15 protein-coding genes are annotated in these 18,595 nt (G+C 70.3%); 9 read left to right on the plus strand and 6 right to left on the minus strand.

Translation table 11 applies throughout. The features are described 5' to 3' along the window. Window positions 1–58: 58 nt before the first annotated feature. Genes G6032_RS11045 through G6032_RS11055 form a run of 3 tightly spaced genes read right to left on the minus strand, consistent with a single transcriptional unit; the run spans window position 59 to window position 4,006 of the window. Window positions 59–904 carry an HDOD domain-containing protein gene (locus G6032_RS11045; protein WP_165282216.1) on the minus strand — a complete coding sequence of 282 codons (846 nt, stop codon included), beginning with the start codon at window positions 902–904 and terminating at the stop codon, window positions 59–61. Next, window positions 904–2,622 carry a 2-succinyl-5-enolpyruvyl-6-hydroxy-3-cyclohexene-1-carboxylic-acid synthase gene (gene menD / locus G6032_RS11050; RefSeq protein WP_165282217.1) on the minus strand — a complete coding sequence of 573 codons (1,719 nt, stop codon included), beginning with the start codon at window positions 2,620–2,622 and terminating at the stop codon, window positions 904–906. The genes G6032_RS11045 and menD overlap by 1 nt, the downstream gene beginning before the upstream one ends. Next, window positions 2,615–4,006, minus strand: a complete 1,392-nt coding sequence (locus G6032_RS11055; RefSeq protein ID WP_165282218.1) for an isochorismate synthase — start codon at window positions 4,004–4,006, stop codon at window positions 2,615–2,617. The genes menD and G6032_RS11055 overlap by 8 nt, the downstream gene beginning before the upstream one ends. A gap of 145 nt (window positions 4,007–4,151) precedes the next feature. Between G6032_RS11055 and menB the strand changes: the two genes are divergently transcribed. The 3 genes from menB to G6032_RS11070 are packed head-to-tail and all read left to right on the plus strand — an operon-like array spanning window position 4,152 to window position 6,931. Then, window positions 4,152–4,973, plus strand: a complete 822-nt coding sequence (menB, locus tag G6032_RS11060; protein ID WP_165282219.1) for a 1,4-dihydroxy-2-naphthoyl-CoA synthase — start codon at window positions 4,152–4,154, stop codon at window positions 4,971–4,973. Window positions 4,974–4,977: 4 nt separating this feature from the next. Further along, window positions 4,978–5,889, plus strand: a complete 912-nt coding sequence (locus G6032_RS11065; protein ID WP_346763805.1) for a 1,4-dihydroxy-2-naphthoate polyprenyltransferase — start codon at window positions 4,978–4,980, stop codon at window positions 5,887–5,889. Then, window positions 5,882–6,931, plus strand: a complete 1,050-nt coding sequence (locus G6032_RS11070; RefSeq protein WP_165282220.1) for an enolase C-terminal domain-like protein — start codon at window positions 5,882–5,884, stop codon at window positions 6,929–6,931. Before G6032_RS11065 ends, G6032_RS11070 begins: the two co-directional genes overlap by 8 nt. A 51-nt stretch (window positions 6,932–6,982) precedes the next feature. On the opposite strand, the gene G6032_RS11075 is transcribed toward G6032_RS11070, so the two are convergent. Together G6032_RS11075 and G6032_RS11080 are read right to left on the minus strand one after the other, a co-directional pair. Next, on the minus strand, window positions 6,983–8,368 hold the full coding sequence (locus G6032_RS11075; RefSeq protein ID WP_165282221.1) for an AMP-binding protein: 1,386 nt from the start codon (window positions 8,366–8,368) through the stop codon (window positions 6,983–6,985). Then, the gene (locus tag G6032_RS11080) at window positions 8,365–9,087 is read right to left on the minus strand and encodes a class I SAM-dependent methyltransferase (RefSeq protein ID WP_346763806.1); all 723 of its coding nucleotides are present in this window, start codon (window positions 9,085–9,087) and stop codon (window positions 8,365–8,367) included. Before G6032_RS11080 ends, G6032_RS11075 begins: the two co-directional genes overlap by 4 nt. Window positions 9,088–9,187: 100 nt before the next feature. Here G6032_RS11080 and G6032_RS11085 point away from each other — a divergent pair, with 100 nt between their 5' ends. From G6032_RS11085 to G6032_RS11095, 3 genes are read left to right on the plus strand one after another with little or no spacing between them, the layout of a single operon-like run. Next, entirely contained in the window at window positions 9,188–9,574 is a 387-nt protein-coding gene (locus G6032_RS11085; protein ID WP_165282222.1) for a DUF393 domain-containing protein, read from the plus strand. Continuing rightward, window positions 9,571–10,503, plus strand: coding sequence for an NAD(P)H-binding protein (locus tag G6032_RS11090; RefSeq protein ID WP_165282223.1), 933 nt, complete (start codon window positions 9,571–9,573; stop codon window positions 10,501–10,503). Before G6032_RS11085 ends, G6032_RS11090 begins: the two co-directional genes overlap by 4 nt. Beyond that, entirely contained in the window at window positions 10,500–11,954 is a 1,455-nt protein-coding gene (locus G6032_RS11095; protein ID WP_165282224.1) for an SDR family oxidoreductase, read from the plus strand. Before G6032_RS11090 ends, G6032_RS11095 begins: the two co-directional genes overlap by 4 nt. Before the next feature lie 54 nt (window positions 11,955–12,008). Here G6032_RS11095 and tagH read toward each other — a convergent pair whose 3' ends face one another. Continuing rightward, entirely contained in the window at window positions 12,009–13,337 is a 1,329-nt protein-coding gene (gene tagH / locus G6032_RS11100) for a type VI secretion system-associated FHA domain protein TagH (protein ID WP_165282225.1), read from the minus strand. Window positions 13,338–13,479: 142 nt separating this feature from the next. On the opposite strand from tagH, the gene G6032_RS11105 reads away from it, so the two are divergent. The 3 genes from G6032_RS11105 (at window position 13,480) to purL (ending at window position 18,579) form a co-directional block, all read left to right on the plus strand. Continuing rightward, complete coding sequence (locus G6032_RS11105; protein ID WP_165282226.1) at window positions 13,480–13,821, plus strand: DUF1820 family protein; 342 nt, start codon at window positions 13,480–13,482, stop codon at window positions 13,819–13,821. A gap of 9 nt (window positions 13,822–13,830) precedes the next feature. Beyond that, a complete protein-coding gene (locus G6032_RS11110) occupies window positions 13,831–14,589 on the plus strand; it encodes an MBL fold metallo-hydrolase (RefSeq protein ID WP_165282227.1) in 759 nt (252 codons plus the stop codon). A 108-nt stretch (window positions 14,590–14,697) separates the two neighbouring features. Beyond that, window positions 14,698–18,579: a phosphoribosylformylglycinamidine synthase gene (gene purL / locus G6032_RS11115; protein WP_165282228.1), complete on the plus strand. Its 3,882-nt coding sequence runs from the start codon at window positions 14,698–14,700 to the stop codon at window positions 18,577–18,579. Window positions 18,580–18,595: the final 16 nt, after the last annotated feature.

An 18,595-nucleotide genomic window follows, 5' to 3' on the forward strand; every position in this document is an offset into this window, starting at 1 on the left:
GGTGGTGCGGGAAAGCTCCGCGGCGGCCGCAGCGTCAATTAATTGCCGCGCGCGGCCCTCAGTCCGTGAGGCCGAGACTTAAGCGCGTGGCTTCCCGGCCGGCCCAGATCGCACCGATCTCTTCGGGGCCGAGACCCACGGCGCGGAAAGTCCGGCGCTGCGCCAGTTCCTCGAGCGCGGCGGCATCCGGCTCGGCATCGAGCGCGTTGAGGGCGAGCGCTGCCCGCAACACATAGGTCATGACGCCGCAGGGCTGGCCTTCGTCCTCGGCCTGGTGCGCGACCGCTTCCGCCGCCTCGGCCGGAAGTCCCCAGGATTCCACGATCGCCTGCGCGACGTTCGTGTGCCAGCTGTCCACGAGTTCCTGCAGGACGACCGGGGAATCGAACAGGGTCGGATGATCGTCCGCGCGGCTGTAAAGGTAGATCCGGCCGATGTTGTGGATGAGCCCCACGATCAATGCTTCGTCCGGCTTGGCCTGCCTGCTGCGTTCCGCCACGAGATGGCACGTCGCCGCCACCCGGAGGCCGATCGCCCACTCTTTCTCGAGCAATTTCTTGCTCCGGCCCAGGTCCTTGTGGCTTTTCAACTGCTGCATGGCGAAGCGTACGGCCAGCACCTGCACCTTGCTCGCACCGATGCGCGGGATCGCGACCTTCAGGTCCAGGGTTTCCTTGCCGGAGCGGCGGAAGACGACGGAATTGGCCATGGTGAGAATGGAGCCCGCCAGTGCCGGCTCGGTGCCGGCGAGCTTGGCGAGGCGCGGCACGTCGAAGCCGGGTTTCGCCAGCTCGTTGCGCAGCCGTACCACGGCGCGCGGCAGCGAGGGCAGTTCGACCTGGCCCGCCGACAGTTCCGCGGCGAGGTTCTGCACGATGGCAAAGGCTTCTGCGTTGACGTTCATCAGGATCTCCCGGCTTTCGAGCCGCAGGTCTGGCTATTCCACCACGCCAGGCGTCCGGCGTGGCTGTCGGCGCGCTGGACGACGAATTCGAGTACGGCGCCGCGGCCGGTTGCGAGGGCGCTCAATATAGCGGTTTCCAGGTCGGCGGCTGCATCCAGTCGTACATGAGGCAGTTCGAACAGTGCCGCTGCACGGCCGATATCGATGCCCGGCGGCGTCAGCCAGAGTGCGTCGAACTCGGGCAGGCCGGCCTGCGGCAACTGGCCGAATATGGCCCCCCCGCCGTTGTTGACCACGATCACCACCAGGGGGCGGTCACGGCACAGCGAGAGGGCGTTCAGGTCGTGGAACAGGGCGAGATCGCCCACGACCGCGATCGTGGCCCGCCCGCAGCCAGCGGCGACACCGGCCGCAGTGGAGATGTTGCCGTCGATGCCGCTGACGCCGCGATTGGCGTACAGCGGCAACGGGGCCGCGCGCCGCGGCAGGAAACTGTCGAAATCGCGCACCACCAGCGAGTTCGCGACGAATACCGGCGTCTCCGGCGGTGCCGCGGCGGCGATCGCCTGCACGAGCGCCGCCTCCGCCGGCGGCGTCGGGAGGGCGCGCAGCGCCTCGAGCGCCGCGACTTCCCGGCGATCGAGGGCGTCCCAGGCGGCCGCTCGCAGCCCCGCCCGCGACACGGCGGCAGCGAGGGCCGAAAGGCTCGCCGCGGGCTCGCCGAGCAGCACCGTCCCGGCCGCGCGCAAAGGATCCGCCCAGTCGGTGCTGCCGGCGAGCAGCACGGTGTCGGGGCAGCGCGCCGCCCATTGCTCGACGAATCGCGACACCGGCGGCTGTCCGACGCGGATCAGCCAGTCCGGGCGCGGCGCCGCGGGATCGCGAAGAAAGGCGTCCGCGGCACAGAGAATCCGGGCATCTGCGGGTTGCCCGGCACGCAGTCCCGACAGCGGGTCGGCCAGCACCGCGCAGTCCAGCGTGCGAGCCAGTGCCACGATGGCGGCCGCGGCCGGATCGCCGGGCGCCAGGCGACCGGCGAGGATCGCGCCCCGGCGTCCCGCGAGGCTCGCCGCTATCGTCCCGAGCGCGGCGAGATCCGGCGTCATGCGCTCGGGCGCATGCACGCCCGCGCGGCCTGGCGACCACGCCGGGCAACTCGCCGGATCGGCGGCCACCAGCGGTTCCCTGAACGCCGCATTGATATGCACCGGGCCCGGCTGCGGCCACATGCAGGCCGCCGCCGCCCGGCGCCCGACATCATGCGCGTGTCCGATCGTGGCTTCCGCGTGCAGCGTGAACCGGGCGCGCGCATGAGCCGCGAACAGGCTGCCTTGGTCGGTGGCCTGGTTGGCGCCGCACCCCAGCAACTCGGCCGGGCGGTCCGCGCTGATCAGGACGAGCGGCTGGCGGTCTTCGCAGGCCTCGACGGCGGCGGGCAGCCAGTGGGCCGGCGCCGACCCCGAAGTGGCGACCAGGCCCGTCGGCCGTCCCGTCGCGCGCGCGAGGCCGAGTGCGAAGAATGCCGCGGAGCGCTCGTCGGCGATGACATGGACGCGCAGCGCGGTGCCGCGCGCCGCGGCCAGGGCAAGCGGGGTGGAACGGGATCCCGGGGAAACGACGATGGCCTCGAGACCGGTGGCACCGAGTCCGTCCAGCAGCGCCACAGCGCGCGCGTAGGCTGCCTCGGCGGTTCCGCCGGCCGCCTCCCGCTCAGTCAACGGCCAGCGCCTCGAGCATCGCCTGCAGCTTCCAGCCAGTTTCCCGCAGTTCCTGTTCCGGGTCGGATCCGGCGACGATGCCGGCGCCTGCATAGAGGCTCGCCTGGCGGTCACGCAAGGTCGCACAGCGCAGCGCGACCCAGATGTCGCCGCCGCTGTCGTCCAGCCAGCCCACCCCCCCGGTGTACCAGCCACGGTCGGCCTCGCCGTGGTGTCGCAGCCAGTCCAGGGCCAGCGCGCGGGGTGCGCCGCCGACCGCGGGCGTGGGATGCATGCGCTCGAGCAGTTCGAACACCCCGACCTCCGGCTTGACCCGCCCGTGCACATGACTGGCGAGGTGCTGCACGTTCGGCAGCCGCAACAGCGCGGGCGCATGGGACGCCACCAGGGCGGTGCACAGTGGCTCCAGTGCACTGAGGATCTCCCGCACCACCACCGCGTGTTCCGCCAGTTCCTTCGGATCGCCGAGCAGGCCGCCGCCCAGCAACTGGTCGGCATCGTCACAGGTGGCGCGCGGCGCGGAACCGGCCAGCGCGTCGGCGACGACGAGGCCGTGCTCGAGGCCGAGCAGTCGCTCCGGCGAGGCGCCGACGAGGCTCGTGCCGTCGCGGCGCACCGCGAACACGGTGGCTTCCTGGTAGCGCGCCGCGAGCCACTCGAGAATGTGGCCGAGGTTCGGACACGCGGCGAGCTCGAGATCCACACGGCGTGTCAGCACCAGTTTCTCGAGTGGCGGAGACTGGATCGCCGCCAGGGCGTGGCGCACGCGCGCCGCCCAGTCGGGGTCTTCCATGGAAAATGTCGCCGGCGCGGCCGATCGCGGCGGAGGCGCCATGCCCAGCGTGTCGGGTGACGCCGCCGCGAACAACTCGCGCGCGGTGCGGGCCCATGTCGCGACCAGTGCCTCCGGCGGCTCGTCACACCGCCCGTTGAAATGCATCAGGGTCGTGTTGCCGCGACGCTCGGCGATCACGCGGGGCACCGACAACAAGGCGTTGGGCAGTGTTTCGCCGTGGGAATCCGGGCTGAAGGCGAAGCCGAGGAAGGCCCCGCGCAGCGGTACGCTGCCGTCGAGGCTCCCCGCATGCCAGTCGGCCACCAGCGCGCGGTGGGCCGACGCAAGAGCGCGGAAACGGTCGTTACCTTCGCTTTCGGTTTCCCAGGCGCTGCCGGCGCCGACGCGAAAGTGGTGCTCGCCGCTGCGACCCCACCAGACGGCGGGACCGGTGGCCGGCAGCGCGGGACTGCCGGGAAAATCGTGCGCCCGCAGCGCCAGGCTCACGAAACGCTTGCCGGAGGCGTGCGCCAGCCCCCTGGCGAGCCGGTCCGGCAGCTCGTCGAGGAAGGCATCTTGCTGGTGTGCTTCGAGGGAAGTGGAATCCACGGTTTTCCGGCCGTTCTGGACCGCGAAAGTGTAGCACGCAGACTCGGGGACGCTCGCGCGGCGGGCGCGATGCCTGCGCTACAGGTAGACGGCGTTCCGGCCCGAAGTACAATGTCCCACTTCCGCCCAGCAGGCTGACGTAAAAATGGATTGGACAAAGGTCCCGGATCTCGGCTTCGAAGACGTGCTCTACCAGCATTCCGCAGGGATCGCACGGATCTCGATCAATCGCCCGGAGGTGCACAACGCTTTCCGGCCGGAAACCGTGATGGAGTTGCAGCGCGCGTTCACCCATGCACATCACGATCCGTCCATCGGCGTCATCATCCTGACCGGCGAAGGCGGCAAGGCGTTCTGTTCGGGCGGCGACCAGCGCGTTCGCGGCGAGCAGGGGGGCTACAAGGACGCCACCGGCACCCAGCATCTCAACGTCCTCGATCTGCAGATGCAGATTCGCCGTTTGCCCAAGCCGGTCGTGGCGATGGTGGCGGGCTGGGCCATCGGCGGCGGGCACGTCCTGCATCTCGTCTGCGACCTGTCGATCGCCGCGGACAACGCGCGTTTCGGCCAGACCGGGCCGATCGTCGGGAGCTTCGATGCCGGACTCGGCGCCGGACTGCTGGCGCGCACCATCGGCATGAAGAAAGCCAAGGAGATCTGGTTCCTGTGCCGCCAGTACGATGCTGCGCAGGCTCTGGACATGGGTCTCGTCAATACGGTGGTGCCGCTGGAGCGGCTCGAGGCGGAGACCGTGGAGTGGTGCCGGCGGATGCTGGAGCTGTCGCCCACCGCCCTGCGCATGCTGAAAGCGGCGTTCAATGCCGACACCGACGGGCTGGCGGGCATCCAGGAGCTGGCCGGCAACGCCACCGCCATGTTCTACATGACCGAGGAAGGACAGGAAGGCCGGAACGCATTCCTCGAGAAACGCCCGCCGGACTTCGGCCGTTTCCCGCGCCGCCCCTGAGACCGTGACGGCCTCGTCCGCGTCCGACGCGCTGCGCCACTGGCTGACCGCGATCCGGCCCCGGACCTTGCCGGTGGCGGTCGTGCCCGTGATCGTCGGCACGGCCCTGGCGTGGCGGGATACCGATGCGCTCTCCGGGACGATATTCGCCGCAACCGTGATCGCCGCGTTGTTGATCCAGGTGGCGACCAACCTGCACAACGACGTCAGCGACTTCGAGCGCGGCGCCGACGATCCGGGCACCCGGCTGGGCCCGCGCCGGGCCACTGCCGAAGGCTGGCTGACGGCCGGCGCCGTGCGGCGCGGTGCGGCCCTGGCCTTCGCCGGCGCCGGTCTCGTCGGCCTCTGGCTCGCGTGGCAGGGCGGCTGGCCGATCCTCGCCATCGGCGTGGCGTCGATCGCCTGTGCATGGGGTTACAGCGGCGGCGCCAAGCCGATCGCCTACTCGAGCCTCGGGGAGCTGTTCGTCTGGCTGTTCTTCGGCGTCGCAGCGGTGGCCGGCAGCTATTACCTGCAGACCGGGCGTTTCGACTCGACCGCGCTGACGGCCGGCGCGCTGCTGGGCCTGCCGGCCGCGGCCGTGCTCGTGGTCAACAACTATCGTGACCGCGACAACGATCGGCGGGCCGGGCGACGGACCTTTGCGGTGGTGTTCGGCCCACGCGCCAGTCGTATCGAGTACGGCGTACTGCTGTTGGCGCCGTTCCTCGCGTTGCCCGTGCTCGCGCTCGCCGCGGGTCCCGGCTGGTGGCTCGGGCTGCTGGCGCTGCCCTGGGCCGCCCGGCTCGTGTACCGTTTCGTGACCCTGCCCCCGGGGCCCGTGTTCAATGAACTGCTGGCCGACACGGCGCGGCTGCAACTCGTCCTCGGTGCCCTGATCTGCGCGGGATTGTTCGTCGGTGGCCTGCGTGGCTGAGCCGTTGACGCTCGCCTCGCTGCAGCTGTTCCCCTACGCGATCCCGCTGTCGCGGCCATGGAAATGCGCGCGCGGCGATACGGTGATGCGGCGCGGCTGGCTGATCCGGATCGAGGACAGCGAGGGTGGCCATGGCTGGGGCGAGACGGCGGCGTTGCCGGGCGCGGGCACCGAGACCGCGCCGCTGGCCGAAGCCGCGTTGGCCGAGGCCGTGGCGAACTTCCCGGGCCTGTCCATGGATATGGCCCATGCCCGGCTGCCGCGGCATGATCGCCCCGCCGCCCGCTGCGGCCTGGAATGCGCGTTGCTGGATCTTGCCGCGCGTCGCGCCGGGGTGCCGCTGTATCGTCACCTGCGACCGGATGCAGCGCCACGGGTGCGGGTGAACGCTTTCGTCGGCGCGATCGATGCCGGTCTCGGCGAACGCTTGGTGGCCGCCCGCGCCCAGGGCTTCGAGGTGGCCAAGCTGAAACTCGCGACGGCGCCGCTCGAGGACGAGTTGCCGCTGTTTTTCGCCGCCATGGAACAACTGCCGGCCGGGCTGCGCCTGCGCCTGGACGTGAACCGCGGCTGGAGCACGGCCCAGGCGGAAGCGACGCTGCCGCTGTTCGCCGGCCTGCCGATCGAGGCCTTGGAGGAGCCTGCCGCGGATGCCGACGCCGAAGCGCTCGCGCGGCTGCAGTCCATGGTGGATTTCTCCCTCGCGCTCGACGAATCGCTGGCGAGCTGGCCGGACGAGGGGCCGCTCCCCGTGCGCCGACAGATCCTCAAGCCGATGGTCGTCGGCGGGCCTTCGCGGGTGTTCGGTCTCGCGCTCAGGCCCCGCACCGAGAGTATCGTCACCAGCAGCGTCGATACCGCCGTGGGCCTGTGGCTGTCGGCGCATATCGGTGCGGCGCTGGATAACGGGCTGGCCCATGGCCTCGACACGGCGAGCTGGCTGAGCACGCTGCTCGGCCCGGTGCCGCCGCCGGGGGGCGTGCTCCGGTTGCCGGAGGCGCCGGGCCTGGGCTTCGATCCGGAGTTGCCCGAAGCCCGATAGGCCGTTCCGCCGGGCCAGGCTGCCCCGCCGGGCCAGGCTGTCCCGCCGGGCTCACTCGCGCGGTAGCAGCCGCCCCAGTTCACCGCGCAACAGCTTGCCCATGGCGTTGCGCGGCAGCGCCCCGACGTGCAGGAAGCGGCGGGGACGTTGCTCCGAAGCCAGCTGCGCGCGGGCCCACGCCTCGATGGCGGCGGCGGGGGCGGGGCCCGTGTAGAGCGCGACGAGGCTCATCCCCCAACGCGGGTCCGGCTGGCCGGTGACGGCGACCTCGCCGGCTCCGGGGCAGCGTGCGAGCACATCCTCGACCGGCCCAGGCGCCACGTTGACCCCGCCCGTGACGATGATGTCGTCGGCGCGCCCGAGGATGCGGAGGCGGCCGTCGTCGAGCAGTTCGCCCACGTCGGCGCTGGCAAAACGCCCGTCCGGTGTCAGGCCCGCGCCCGGCGCCAGGCCCGGCCGCGCATAGCCTGACATCAGCATGGGGCCGCCGATCGTGAGTCGGCTGTGTCCCGGGTCGACCGTCAGTTGCGCGCCGGTCACGGGCGGGCCGATCACGCCTTCGTGCCATGTCTCGTCCACTCGCCCGACGGCCACGTGGGCGCAGGTCTCGGTCATGCCCCAGCCCTGCCACAGCGGCCAGTCGCGCGCCCGGGCCGAGTCGGCGGCCCGCTGCGACAGCGGCCCCCCGCCGCTCAGCAGGCAACGCAATCCGCGCGGCGGGGGGCCGGGCGCATCGGCCAGCGCGTCCAGCATGGCCGGCACCACGGACACATGGCTGGCGCCCGCCGCCATCAACCCGCGGGCCTCGGTGGCGTCGAAGCGTTCCAGCAGGGCGAGACAGGCGCCCGCGGTCAGCGTGCGCCACGAGGCCGCCAGTGCGCCGATGGTGTTCGCCGGCAGGCAGACCAGCCACCGGTCGGCGGGACCCAGCGATGGCAGTGCGGCCATGCTGGCGACGACATGGGCATCGAGCGCCGCCGCCGGCAACATGGCCACGCGTGTCGTGCCGCCGGTGCCGCTGGTGGGCACGAGCAACGCCGGCCGGTCAGGCGCGACAGCAGCTTCGCCAGGTGGCAGGAACGCGCCCCCTTCGACTCGTGCGAGGCGTCCGGCCACGGCCTGCGCGAAGTCGGCGGGCTCCAGGAACCCGCCCGGCTCGCAGGCCGCGAGGCAGGCGTCGATGTCGCCGCGGGACGGGTCGAGGGGCAAGGCCGGGCGGCCCAGCCACAGGGCCGCGAGTGTTCCCAGGACCAGGTCCACCCGCGAGGGGGTGATCACGGCCAGCGGAGTGCCGGGCGCCCCTCGCCCGGCCGCTAGGCCGGCCAGTGCCGCCACGCGAGCGCGCAATTCTCCGTAGCTCAGTTCGCCGCCCGGCCAGGCCAGCGCGGCGGCCGCGTCGGGCCATCGCGCGAGCCGGGCGACCGGCCCGGCGGTCATGCGGGACGCGAGCCGACGTGCAGGGCGGCGATGCCCATGCTGTAGTTCCGATACCAGACGTCGGTGAACCCCGCGGCGCGGAACAGCTCGCTGAGCGCGTCCTGGTCGGGGAAGCGCCGGATGGATTCGATCAGGTAGCGGTAGGCGAGCTTGTCGCCGGCCACCGTCGCGCCGATCGCGGGGATGGCCCAGCGGTTGTACAGCGCATACGGTCCGCGCAACGGACCGATGACTTTGGAGAACTCGAGACACAGCAGCCGCCCGCCCGGTTTCAGCACGCGCAGGATTTCCTCCAGGGCATCCTCGATGCGGGTCACGTTACGGATGCCGAAGGCGATGGTGACGGCATCGACGCTGGCGTCCGGCAGGGGCATGCGCTCCGCCGTGCCCGCCACCCAGCGGATGGCGTGATGCCGGCTGTCGCGCCCCGCATCCATCATCTCGAAACTCGGATCGACGACGATCACCTGGCGATCCACGGCGGCGAGTTTCTGCGCGACATCGCCGGTGCCGCCCGCGAGATCGACGAGCACCTGTCCCGGTCCCGGGTTGACGGCCCAGGCGAGCGAGCGCTTCCACAGCCGGTGGATCCCGAAGCTCATCAGGTCGTTCATGAGGTCGTAGCGGCGCGCGACGCGGCGGAACACGTCCCTGACGAGTTGCTCACGCTCGCGCGGATCGACTTCCCGGTTGCCGAAGGTATGTGAGAGTTCTGCCACGTTCGCCGCCCTTTTGGTTAGCCGGCGTACCATACGGTAGGGTTGCGGGGGCGGCAAGGCGACGAATCCGGCGACGGCCCCGGCACCGAACTCAGGGAACATGAAGACGATCATCTATTTCGACAGCGGTTGCCCCGTCTGCGCGCGCGGCGCGGCGCACTGGCAGGCCAGGGACTGGGCCCGGCGCACCACCTGGGTGGATCTCATGGCCGAGCCGGATGCCCTGCTCGCCGAGGGCGTGGATTTCGCCACGGCCATGGAAACCCTGCATGTGCGGGACCGCAGCGGCCGGCTGATCGCGGGGGGCGATGCGTTCCTCGAGATGTGGGACCAGCTGCCGGGCTGGCGCCTGTTGTCGCGCCTGGTGCGAATGGCACGCCTCGAGCGCGCCTTCGATCGCGTCTACCGTTGGCATAGCCGCGGAAGGTTCGAACAACGTTGCGGCACCGGCGGCTGTCCGCTGCCGGGCCAGGGGAGAGCTCAATGAAGGTCGCAGTATTCGGCGGCACCGGTTTTGTCGGCAGCTACATCGTGGATGCGCTGGTCGCGCACGGTCACACCCCCCGCCTGCTGGTACGACCGGGCAGCGAGGGCAAAGTCCGGCATGCCGGGCAATGCGAGATCGTCAACGGTGACATCGACGCCCCGGCCACGGTGGCGGAGTGCCTGCAGGGGGCGGATGCGGCGATATACAACATCGGCCTGATCCGGGAAACGCCCAGCCGCGGCCTGACCTGGGAAGCCATGCATTACGAGGGCGCGGCCCGCGCGATCGACGCGGCGGTCGCGGCCGGCGTCGGGCATTTCGTGCTGATGAGCGCGAACGGCGTCAAGGCGGAGGGGACGGGCTACCAGACCACCAAGTACCGCGCGGAGCAGTACCTGGCCGCCAGCGGGCTCGACTGGACCGTGTTCCGGCCCTCCATCGTCTTCGGCGATCCGCGCGGCCGGCTGGAGTTCTGCAGCATGCTGCGCGACCAGATGATGAAGCCGCCGATTCCCGCACCGCTGTTCTACCAGGGGATCTGGCCGTCGGACGCGGGGACGTTCCGCATGTCTCCGGTGGCCGTGGAAGATGTCGCCGAATCGTTCGTGCGCGCGCTGCAAACGCAAGCCAGCCGCGGGCGGGTGTTGCATCTCGGCGGCCCGGAGGCCCCGCGGTGGCGGGAGATCCTCGAGATCATCGCCGCCGGCAGCGGCCGCAGGAAGTTGATGATGCCGGCGCCGGTCGGGCCGATCCGCGCCGTCGCGACGCTGCTGGATCGCTTCGAATGGTTCCCGCTGACCCGTGCGCAGTTGCGCATGTTGCTCGAAGGCAATGCCTGCGACGGCAGCGAGGCGTGGAAGCTGTTCGACATCGCGCCGAAGTTCTTCGTGCCCGGCAACCTGGGCTACCTGCGCGCGGGGGACGCATGAGCCGCCAGGCGGGGTTGAACCTGGTCTTCGGCGCCAGCGGCTATATCGGCGGGCACCTCGTGCCGCGCCTGCTGGCCGCCGGCAAGCCCGTGCGGGCGGCCGCTCGCGACGCGGCGTCCCTGGACCGAAACGGCTGGGAGGAGGTCGAGCGGGTGTCGGCAGATGCCCTCGAGCCGGAGACCCTGGATCCCGTCCTCGCCGGCGTGGACACCGCCTATTACCTGGTGCATTCCATGTCGGCCGGCAAGGACTTCGCCAGGCTGGACCTGGAGTGCGCGAAGAATTTCGCCGCCGCTGCCGAGCGCGCGGGGATCCGGAGGATCGTGTATCTCGGCGGACTGATCCCCTCCGGCGCCGATTCCGAGCACCTGGTGTCGCGCAAGGAAACCGGCGACCGCCTGCGCGCAGGCGCGGTGCCCGTCACCGAGATCCGCGCGGGGATCATCGTGGGTCCGGGCTCGGCTGCATTCGAAGTCATCCGCGACCTGGTGAACGCGTTGCCGGCCATGGTGACGCCACGCTGGGTGCGCGCGCGGACCCCGCCGGTGGCGCTGGACAACCTGCTGGAATATCTCGTGCGCATTCCGGAGCACGAGTCCGCCGCCGGACGGATCTTCGATGCAGCGGGGCCGGAGGTTTTGTCCTACGAGGAGCTGATGCGCGAGTTCGGGGAGATCGTGGGGCGCCAGCCGCTGATCGTTCCCGTTCCCGTGCTCACCCCGATGCTGTCGTCTTACTGGCTGGGACTCGTGACCACGGTGCCAACGCCTGTGGCGCGCGCGCTGATCGGCGGGCTCGCGTACGACATCGAGGCCGATCCGGAGCCGTTGCGGCGCCTCGTGCCGCAGAAGCTGTTGAGCTATCGCGAGGCCGTGACCGCGGCGATGGAGGCCGAACGGCTCAATGCGGTCGCGGGACGCTGGACGGAAGGCGCGCTGATGTATCGCAATTATCGGCACGACTACGCCTTTTATGCCAAGCGGGCCTCGGGGTCCGCCGTGACCTCGGCATCACCGGAATCGGCCTGGGACGTGCTCACCGCGATCGGCGGACGCAATCGGTATTACGCGCTCGATTTTCTCTGGACGCTGCGGGAGCTGGCCGACTGGTTCGTCGGCGGGTCCGGCTTCAACCGGGGGCGTCGCAACACCAGGGAACTGCGTATCGGCGATACCGTGGACTCCTGGCAGGTCATCGGCCTGGAGCCGGGGCGCAGGTTGACGCTGCTGTTCGGCATGAAGGCGCCGGGCGCCGGCGTCCTCGAGTTCGAGATCGAGCCGCACGAGGAGGGCGCAAGGATCACCGCCACCGCGTACTGGCATCCGCGCGGTGCGCTGGGACTGCTCTACTGGTATCCCCTGGCGCCGTTCCACCGCCTGATCTTCGATCGCATGACGGACGCGATCGGGCGTCGCGCTGCGGCAGGGGAGGCGGCACCGGCGACGACCTGAACCGCGCCAGCTCCTGAACCACGGCAGCTCAGGCCCGGGCGCGGTCAGGCGCGGTCAGTCCGGCTCCTTGGTTGGCTTGCGCGCCGCGGCGCGCCCCGTCAGCTGGTGCATCTCGCGATCGTAGGCGTCGGCAAACTTGCCGCCGACGATGCTGGCGAAGTTCTCGTCGCTGAAGCCGGCGATGCCCCGGTAGGCTTCTCGGTACATCTCCCAGTACTTGGTCTTGGCGGAGGGCGAGAGCAGCCCGCCGCGCTTCGCGGTGCGCTTGAAGCGCTCTTCCAGCAGCTCCGGCTCCAGCCGGTCGAGCAGGTCGCGGAACGCCACCTGCATGGCCTTGACCATGGCCGACTCGTGGGCCCGGATGTCGCGGAAGGCGTCCTCGACGGCGGCGACGGGGCCGAGGTAGCCCCCGGCCTCCTCGTAGAACAGCTGCTCGAGCGCATCCTGCGTCGTCGGCAGGAATTTCAGGGGATTGTTGTCCGACGACTGGATCGTGGTCTGTGCGAGGCGGAACTGGCCCTTGATCAACGCGCGGCTGCGCAACACCGATTGCAGGCCCTCGGCACTGGCGCGGATCAGCCGTCCGGCCGTGGCGATGACTTCCTCTTCGCTGTCGCGCGGCAGTTGCGTCGAATCGAGCCCCGCGCACTCCATCAGCAGGCGGACGGCTTCCGTGAAGTCACGTCGTCCCGCCGGCGAAAACGGGGCGCTTTCCTGCTCCGGTTCCGGCTCCGGCCGGGAATGCACTGCGTCGGCCAGGCGCAGATCGTCGATGCGCTGCCTGTCGACCTCTTTCGCCATGCTGGTTTCGATATTGCTGCGCGTCTCCGCCATTTCCTTCTCGAGCTCGTCGGCCAGCCGGACCGTCGTCTCGTATTCGTTCTCCTGGGCGGCCGCGACCAGCGGATCCGCCTCGAGCGCCAGCGCCGCATCCTCGAGCTGGTCGGCCTGGTCGCCGAGCAGTTTCAGCGACAGGCCGGCGCTGCTGTCGTCGCCCGCGACGGCCTCCTCATCGGTATCAGCCGCCGCATCGCCGCTGTCGTCGGCGCCGTCGCGGCTGACGTTCACGATGCTGACGTTGAAGACGTAATCGCCCATGCGCAGCTCGTCGCCATCGTAGAGCCGCAGCGGCGCGCCACGCCCCACCGCGTCCTCGGACTGGTTCACGTAGACGCCGTTCGTGCTGTTGTCGCGCAGGTAATACGCCCCATCGCGATAGTCGATGGTGGCATGATGGCCGGAGATGTAGCGGTCGGGATCGGGCAGCACCCAGTCATTGTCCGGCGCGCGACCAATGGATCCGCCGTGCACGCTGAACACGCGCAGGCTGTCGGCGCCGAGGATGTGCCGCTGCTTGCTGACGATTTTGAGGGTCAGGGGCATCGGTGATCCGGCAGAACATTGACTTGTATCGCCACCCGTCAAAAATAGTGTAACTCGCCGCCCCGAACAACAGCGCATAATGTGCGGCGCGTCACGAATCGTTCCGGTATTTTCTGTTCGCCCCTCATTTGCAGTGAATCGCATGCCAGCAAGACACGTCTACAAGGTCCTGTTCGTCAACCAGGGTAAGGTCTACGAGATCTATGCCCGCAGCGTTTCGCAGGGTGAGCTGTTCGGCTTCCTGGAGGTCGAGGAACTCGTCTTCGGGGAGCGGACCTCGCTGGTGGTCGATCCCGGCGAAGAGCGCATCCGGGCGGAGTTCGAAGGGGTTCGGCGAACTTACATTCCGTTGCACGCAGTGTTGCGTGTCGATGAAGTGGCCAAGCAGGGCATCAGCAAGATCAGCGCCGCCGAGGGCGGCAATGTGGCGCAGTTTCCGCTTGCCGGCTATGCGCCGGGTGGCGACAACCTGAAAGGCAAGTAGGGCCGCCGGGTGCGTTTCGCATGGCTCGGCAGCGGCAGTCGCGGCAATGCCGCGCTCGTCGAGAGCGATGGGCACTGCGTCATGGTGGATTGCGGCTTCGGGCTGAAAGCCGCGGAGCTGCGCCTCGCCCGGCTCGGGCGCACGCCGGCCGATGTCGATGCCATCCTCGTCACTCACGAGCACAGTGACCACATCGGCGGGGTGGGGCGGTTCGCGGCGAAGCACCGCATCCGCGTCATGAGCACCTGCGGCACCGCGCGCGGCTTTCGTGCGACGCCACCGCCGCGGCTCGAGCGCATCAGCGCCCACGAGGCCTTCTCGATCGGGCCGCTGGAGGTGACCCCGATGCCGGTGCCGCACGACGCCCACGAACCGTGCCAGTTCGTGTTTTCCGACGGCGCGGTGAAGCTGGGCATCGTCACGGACCTGGGCTGGGTGACGGCTCACGTGGTCGAGACCCTGCGAGGCTGTGACGCACTTGCCGTGGAGTGCAACCACGACGAGGCCATGCTGGCCACCGGTCCGTACCCGCTGCCGCTCAGGCGACGCGTCGGCGGGGATCTGGGCCACCTGTCCAACAGCCAGGCGGGCGGCCTGCTCGCGGCGCTCCAGCCGGGACGGCTGCGCCACGTCGTCGCCCTGCATCTTTCCGAGGCCAACAACACGCCGGCGCTCGCGCAGGCCGCGCTCGCGGGCGCGCTGGGCTGCGCGCCCGCCGAGGTGGCGGTCGCCGACCAGGAGGCGGGGCTCGCCTGGCGCGACCTCTGATCGGCCGGGCCTGGTTCGCGCAGCCTGCCCTTGTTCCCGGTGGGCAGGGGCGGTGGTCTGAAGTAGAATTCCCGGCCTCGCCTTTTTGCGTGCCCGCCCCGAGAAACCATGCTGACATTGCCCGGAGCGCTGGCTTGTTCGCGATTCCGGCTGGACAAGATCCTGGACGATCTCCGGGGCGCCTGTCCGGCGGTGACCTCAGTGGCGGCAAGGCACATGCACTTCGCCGACCTGGAGCGGCAACTCGATGGCGCCGAGATGCGGCTTCTCAAGCGCCTGCTCAGCTACGGACCGAGCCGGGACGTCGCCTTTCCCGAGGGGGAATTTCTCCTCGTGCTGCCGCGTTTCGGCACGATCTCGCCCTGGTCGAGCAAGGCCACCGATATCGCGCGCAACTGCGGGCTGGAGGCGGTGCGCCGGCTCGAGCGTGGCACGGCCTGGCATATCGTCGCGCGTCGGCCGCTGACCCCGGAGGAATTGCAGGCCGTCGCCGCACCGTTGCATGACCGCATGACGGAATCCGTGGTGCAGCGGCTCGACGAGGCGGCCCGGCTGTTCGAGCGGCATGCGCCGGCGCCGTTGGGGCACGTCGCGGTGCTGGACGGGGGCCGTGACGCCCTGGTGCAGGCCAACGGCAGTCTCGGCCTGGCCTTGTCGGATGACGAGATCGACTACCTGCTGGCGCACTACCTGGAGATCGGGCGCAATCCCACCGACGCCGAATTGATGATGTTCGCCCAGGCGAACAGCGAGCACTGCCGGCACAAGATATTCAACGCATCGTGGGTGATCGACGGCGAGGCGCAGGACAAGTCGCTGTTCGCGATGATCCGCAACACGCACGAGAAATCCCCCGCGGGCGTGCTCTCGGCCTACCGCGACAACGCGTCCGTGATCGAGGGCTGGGAGGCGGAACGCTTTTTTGCGGACCCCGCGGACGCCTGTTACGACTACGTCACCGAGCCCGTGCATATCCTCATGAAGGTGGAGACGCATAACCACCCGACGGCGATTTCCCCGTTCCCCGGTGCGGCGACGGGGGCCGGCGGCGAGATCCGCGACGAGGGCGCGACGGGGCTGGGCGCCAAGCCGAAGGCGGGACTCGCCGGGTTTTCCGTCTCGCACCTGCGCCTCCCGGGCCTCGAGCAACCCTGGGAAGGGATGGGGCCCGGCTTCCCGGGGCGCATCGCCACGCCGCTGGAGATCATGCGCGACGGCCCGATCGGCGCCGCCGCCTTCAACAACGAATTCGGCCGGCCGAACCTCGCGGGTTATTTCCGCACCTACGAGCAGGCGGTGGATGGCGTGGTGCGCGGCTACCACAAGCCGATCATGATCGCCGGCGGGCTCGGCAACGTGCGCGCCGGGCACGTCGAGAAAGGCGCGGTGTCGCCGGGCGCGAAGCTGGTGGTCCTCGGCGGGCCCGCCATGCTCATCGGCCTCGGCGGCGGGGCGGCCTCCTCGATGTCGAGCGGGGAGAGCACGGAGGACCTGGATTTCGCCTCCGTGCAACGCGGCAATCCGGAGATCCAGCGGCGCGCACAGGAAGTCATCGACCGTTGCTGGGCGATGGGTGACGACAACCCGATCATGCTGATCCACGACGTCGGTGCGGGCGGCCTGTCGAACGCGCTGCCGGAGGTGATCGATCACAGCGGGCTCGGCGGGCGCATCGAGTTGCGCGACGTGCCGAACGACGAGCCGGGCATGTCGCCCATGGCGATCTGGTGCAACGAGGCGCAGGAACGTTACGTGCTGGCCGTGGCGCCGGAGCGCATGGAAGTCTTTGCGGCGCTGTGCGCGCGGGAGCGCTGTCCCTGGGCGATGGTCGGCGAGACCACGGTCGAGCGGCGCCTCCTGGTGAACGATCGGCTGTTCGACGAGGCCGCCGTGGACATGCCGGTGGAAGTGCTGCTCGGCAAACCGCCGCGCATGACGCGCACCGCGCAGCGCATCGTCCGTGGCGGCGACGCGCTGCCGGAAATTCGCGACCTGCGCGAGGCGGCGATGCGCGTGCTGCAGCTGCCGGCCGTGGCGGACAAGACCTTCCTCGTCACCATCGGCGATCGCAGCGTCGGCGGCCTCACCGCCCGCGACCAGATGGTCGGCCCCTGGCAGGTGCCGGTCGCCGACGTGGCCGTCACCACCAGCGGCTACCGTGGCTACACCGGCGAGGCCATGGCGATGGGCGAACGCAGCCCGCTCGCCGTGCTCGACGGCCCGGCCTCCGGACGGATGGCGGTCGGGGAGGCGCTGACCAACCTGGCGGCGGCTGCAGTGCCGTCGCTGGGCCAGGTGCGGCTCTCCGCCAACTGGATGGCCGCCTGCGGCGAACCCGGCGAGGATGCGGCGTTGTTCGACACCGTGCAGGCCGTCGGCGAGGCGCTGTGTCCGGCGCTGGGGATCGCGATCCCGGTCGGCAAGGATTCCCTGTCGATGCGGACCCGCTGGGACGCCGGCCACGGCGAACAGGCCGTCATCGCGCCGCTGTCGCTGATCGTCTCGGCCTTCGCGCCGGTCAGCGACGTGCGTCGCACGCTCACGCCGCAGCTGCGCCCCGGGCATGGCAATTCGAGCCTGCTGCTCGTCGACCTCGGCGCCGGCCGCAACCGCCTCGGCGGTTCCGCGCTGGCCCAGGTCTACGGCTGCAGCGGCAGCGAACCTCCGGATCTCGACGACTCCGCGCGCCTGGCGGCTTTCTTCGCCACCGTCCAGGCGCTCAATGCGGCGGGCCGCCTGCTGGCCTACCACGATCGCTCCGATGGCGGACTTTGGGCGACGCTCGTCGAAATGGCCTTCGCCGGGCGATGCGGGCTGGATATCGACCTGGCCGTGCTGGCAGGCGAGCCCGCGGCCGTGCTGTTCAACGAGGAACTCGGCGCCGTCCTGCAGGTCGGGGATGCGGAGCTCGACGCGGTGCGCGACGCGTTCGCCGGCGCCGGCCTCGGGGCTTGCGTGACGCCCGTCGGGCGGACCACCGACACCGGGCGGGTGCGGGTGCGCGCCGGCGACGCCGTGCTGCTCGACGAGGCCCTGCACGAACTGCGGGACGCCTGGTCGCAGACCACGTTCCGCATGCAGGCCTTGCGCGACCATCCGGACAAGGCGCGCGAGGAACACCAGGGGCGGCTCGACGCGGAGGACCCCGGCTTGTGGGCGCGGCCCACTTTCGACATCGACGAGGATGTCGCGGCCCCGTTCATCGGCCGCGGCGCCAGGCCGCGTATCGCGATCCTGCGTGAGCAGGGTGTCAACAGCCAGGTCGAGATGGCGGCGGCTTTCCACCGGGCCGGCTTCGAACCCGTGGACGTCCACATGAGCGACCTGGCCGCAGGACAGCGAGGACTCGCAGAATTCGCCGGCCTGGTCGCCTGCGGCGGTTTTTCCTATGGCGACGTGCTGGGCGCGGGAGAGGGCTGGGCGAAGAGCATTCTCTACAATTCCCGCGTGCGCGATCAGTTCGAGGCTTTTTTCGGTCGCGACGACAGCTTTTCGCTCGGCGTGTGCAACGGCTGCCAGATGATGTCGGCGCTCAAGGAGATCATCCCGGGCGCGGCGCTGTGGCCGCGCTTCGTGCGCAACCGCTCGGAACAGTTCGAGGCGCGTTTCGGCCTGGTCAGGGTCGACGAGAGCGGCTCCGCGCTGACGGCCGGCATGGCGGGCTCCGTGATGCCCATCGTCGTTTCGCACGGCGAGGGCCGGGCCGAATTCCGCGATGAAGCCCACCAGCAGGCCTGTCTCGACGCGGAACTCGTCTGGTTGCGTTACGTGGACAACCACGGCCGGGTGGCGACACGCTACCCCGCGAACCCGAACGGTTCGCCGGAGGGCGTCGCCGGGCTGACCTCGGCCGACGGGCGCGTCACCATCGTGATGCCCCATCCCGAGCGGGTGTTTCGCAGCGTCCAGCATTCCTGGCACCCGGAAGGCTGGGGGGAGGACGGCCCCTGGATGCGCCTGTTCCGCAACGCGAGGGTATGGATCGGCTGAACGGCGCGATGCGTCG

The sequence above is a fragment of the Wenzhouxiangella sp. XN24 genome, assembly GCF_011064545.1.
In the GTDB taxonomy this organism is placed as follows: domain Bacteria; phylum Pseudomonadota; class Gammaproteobacteria; order Steroidobacterales; family XN24; genus XN24.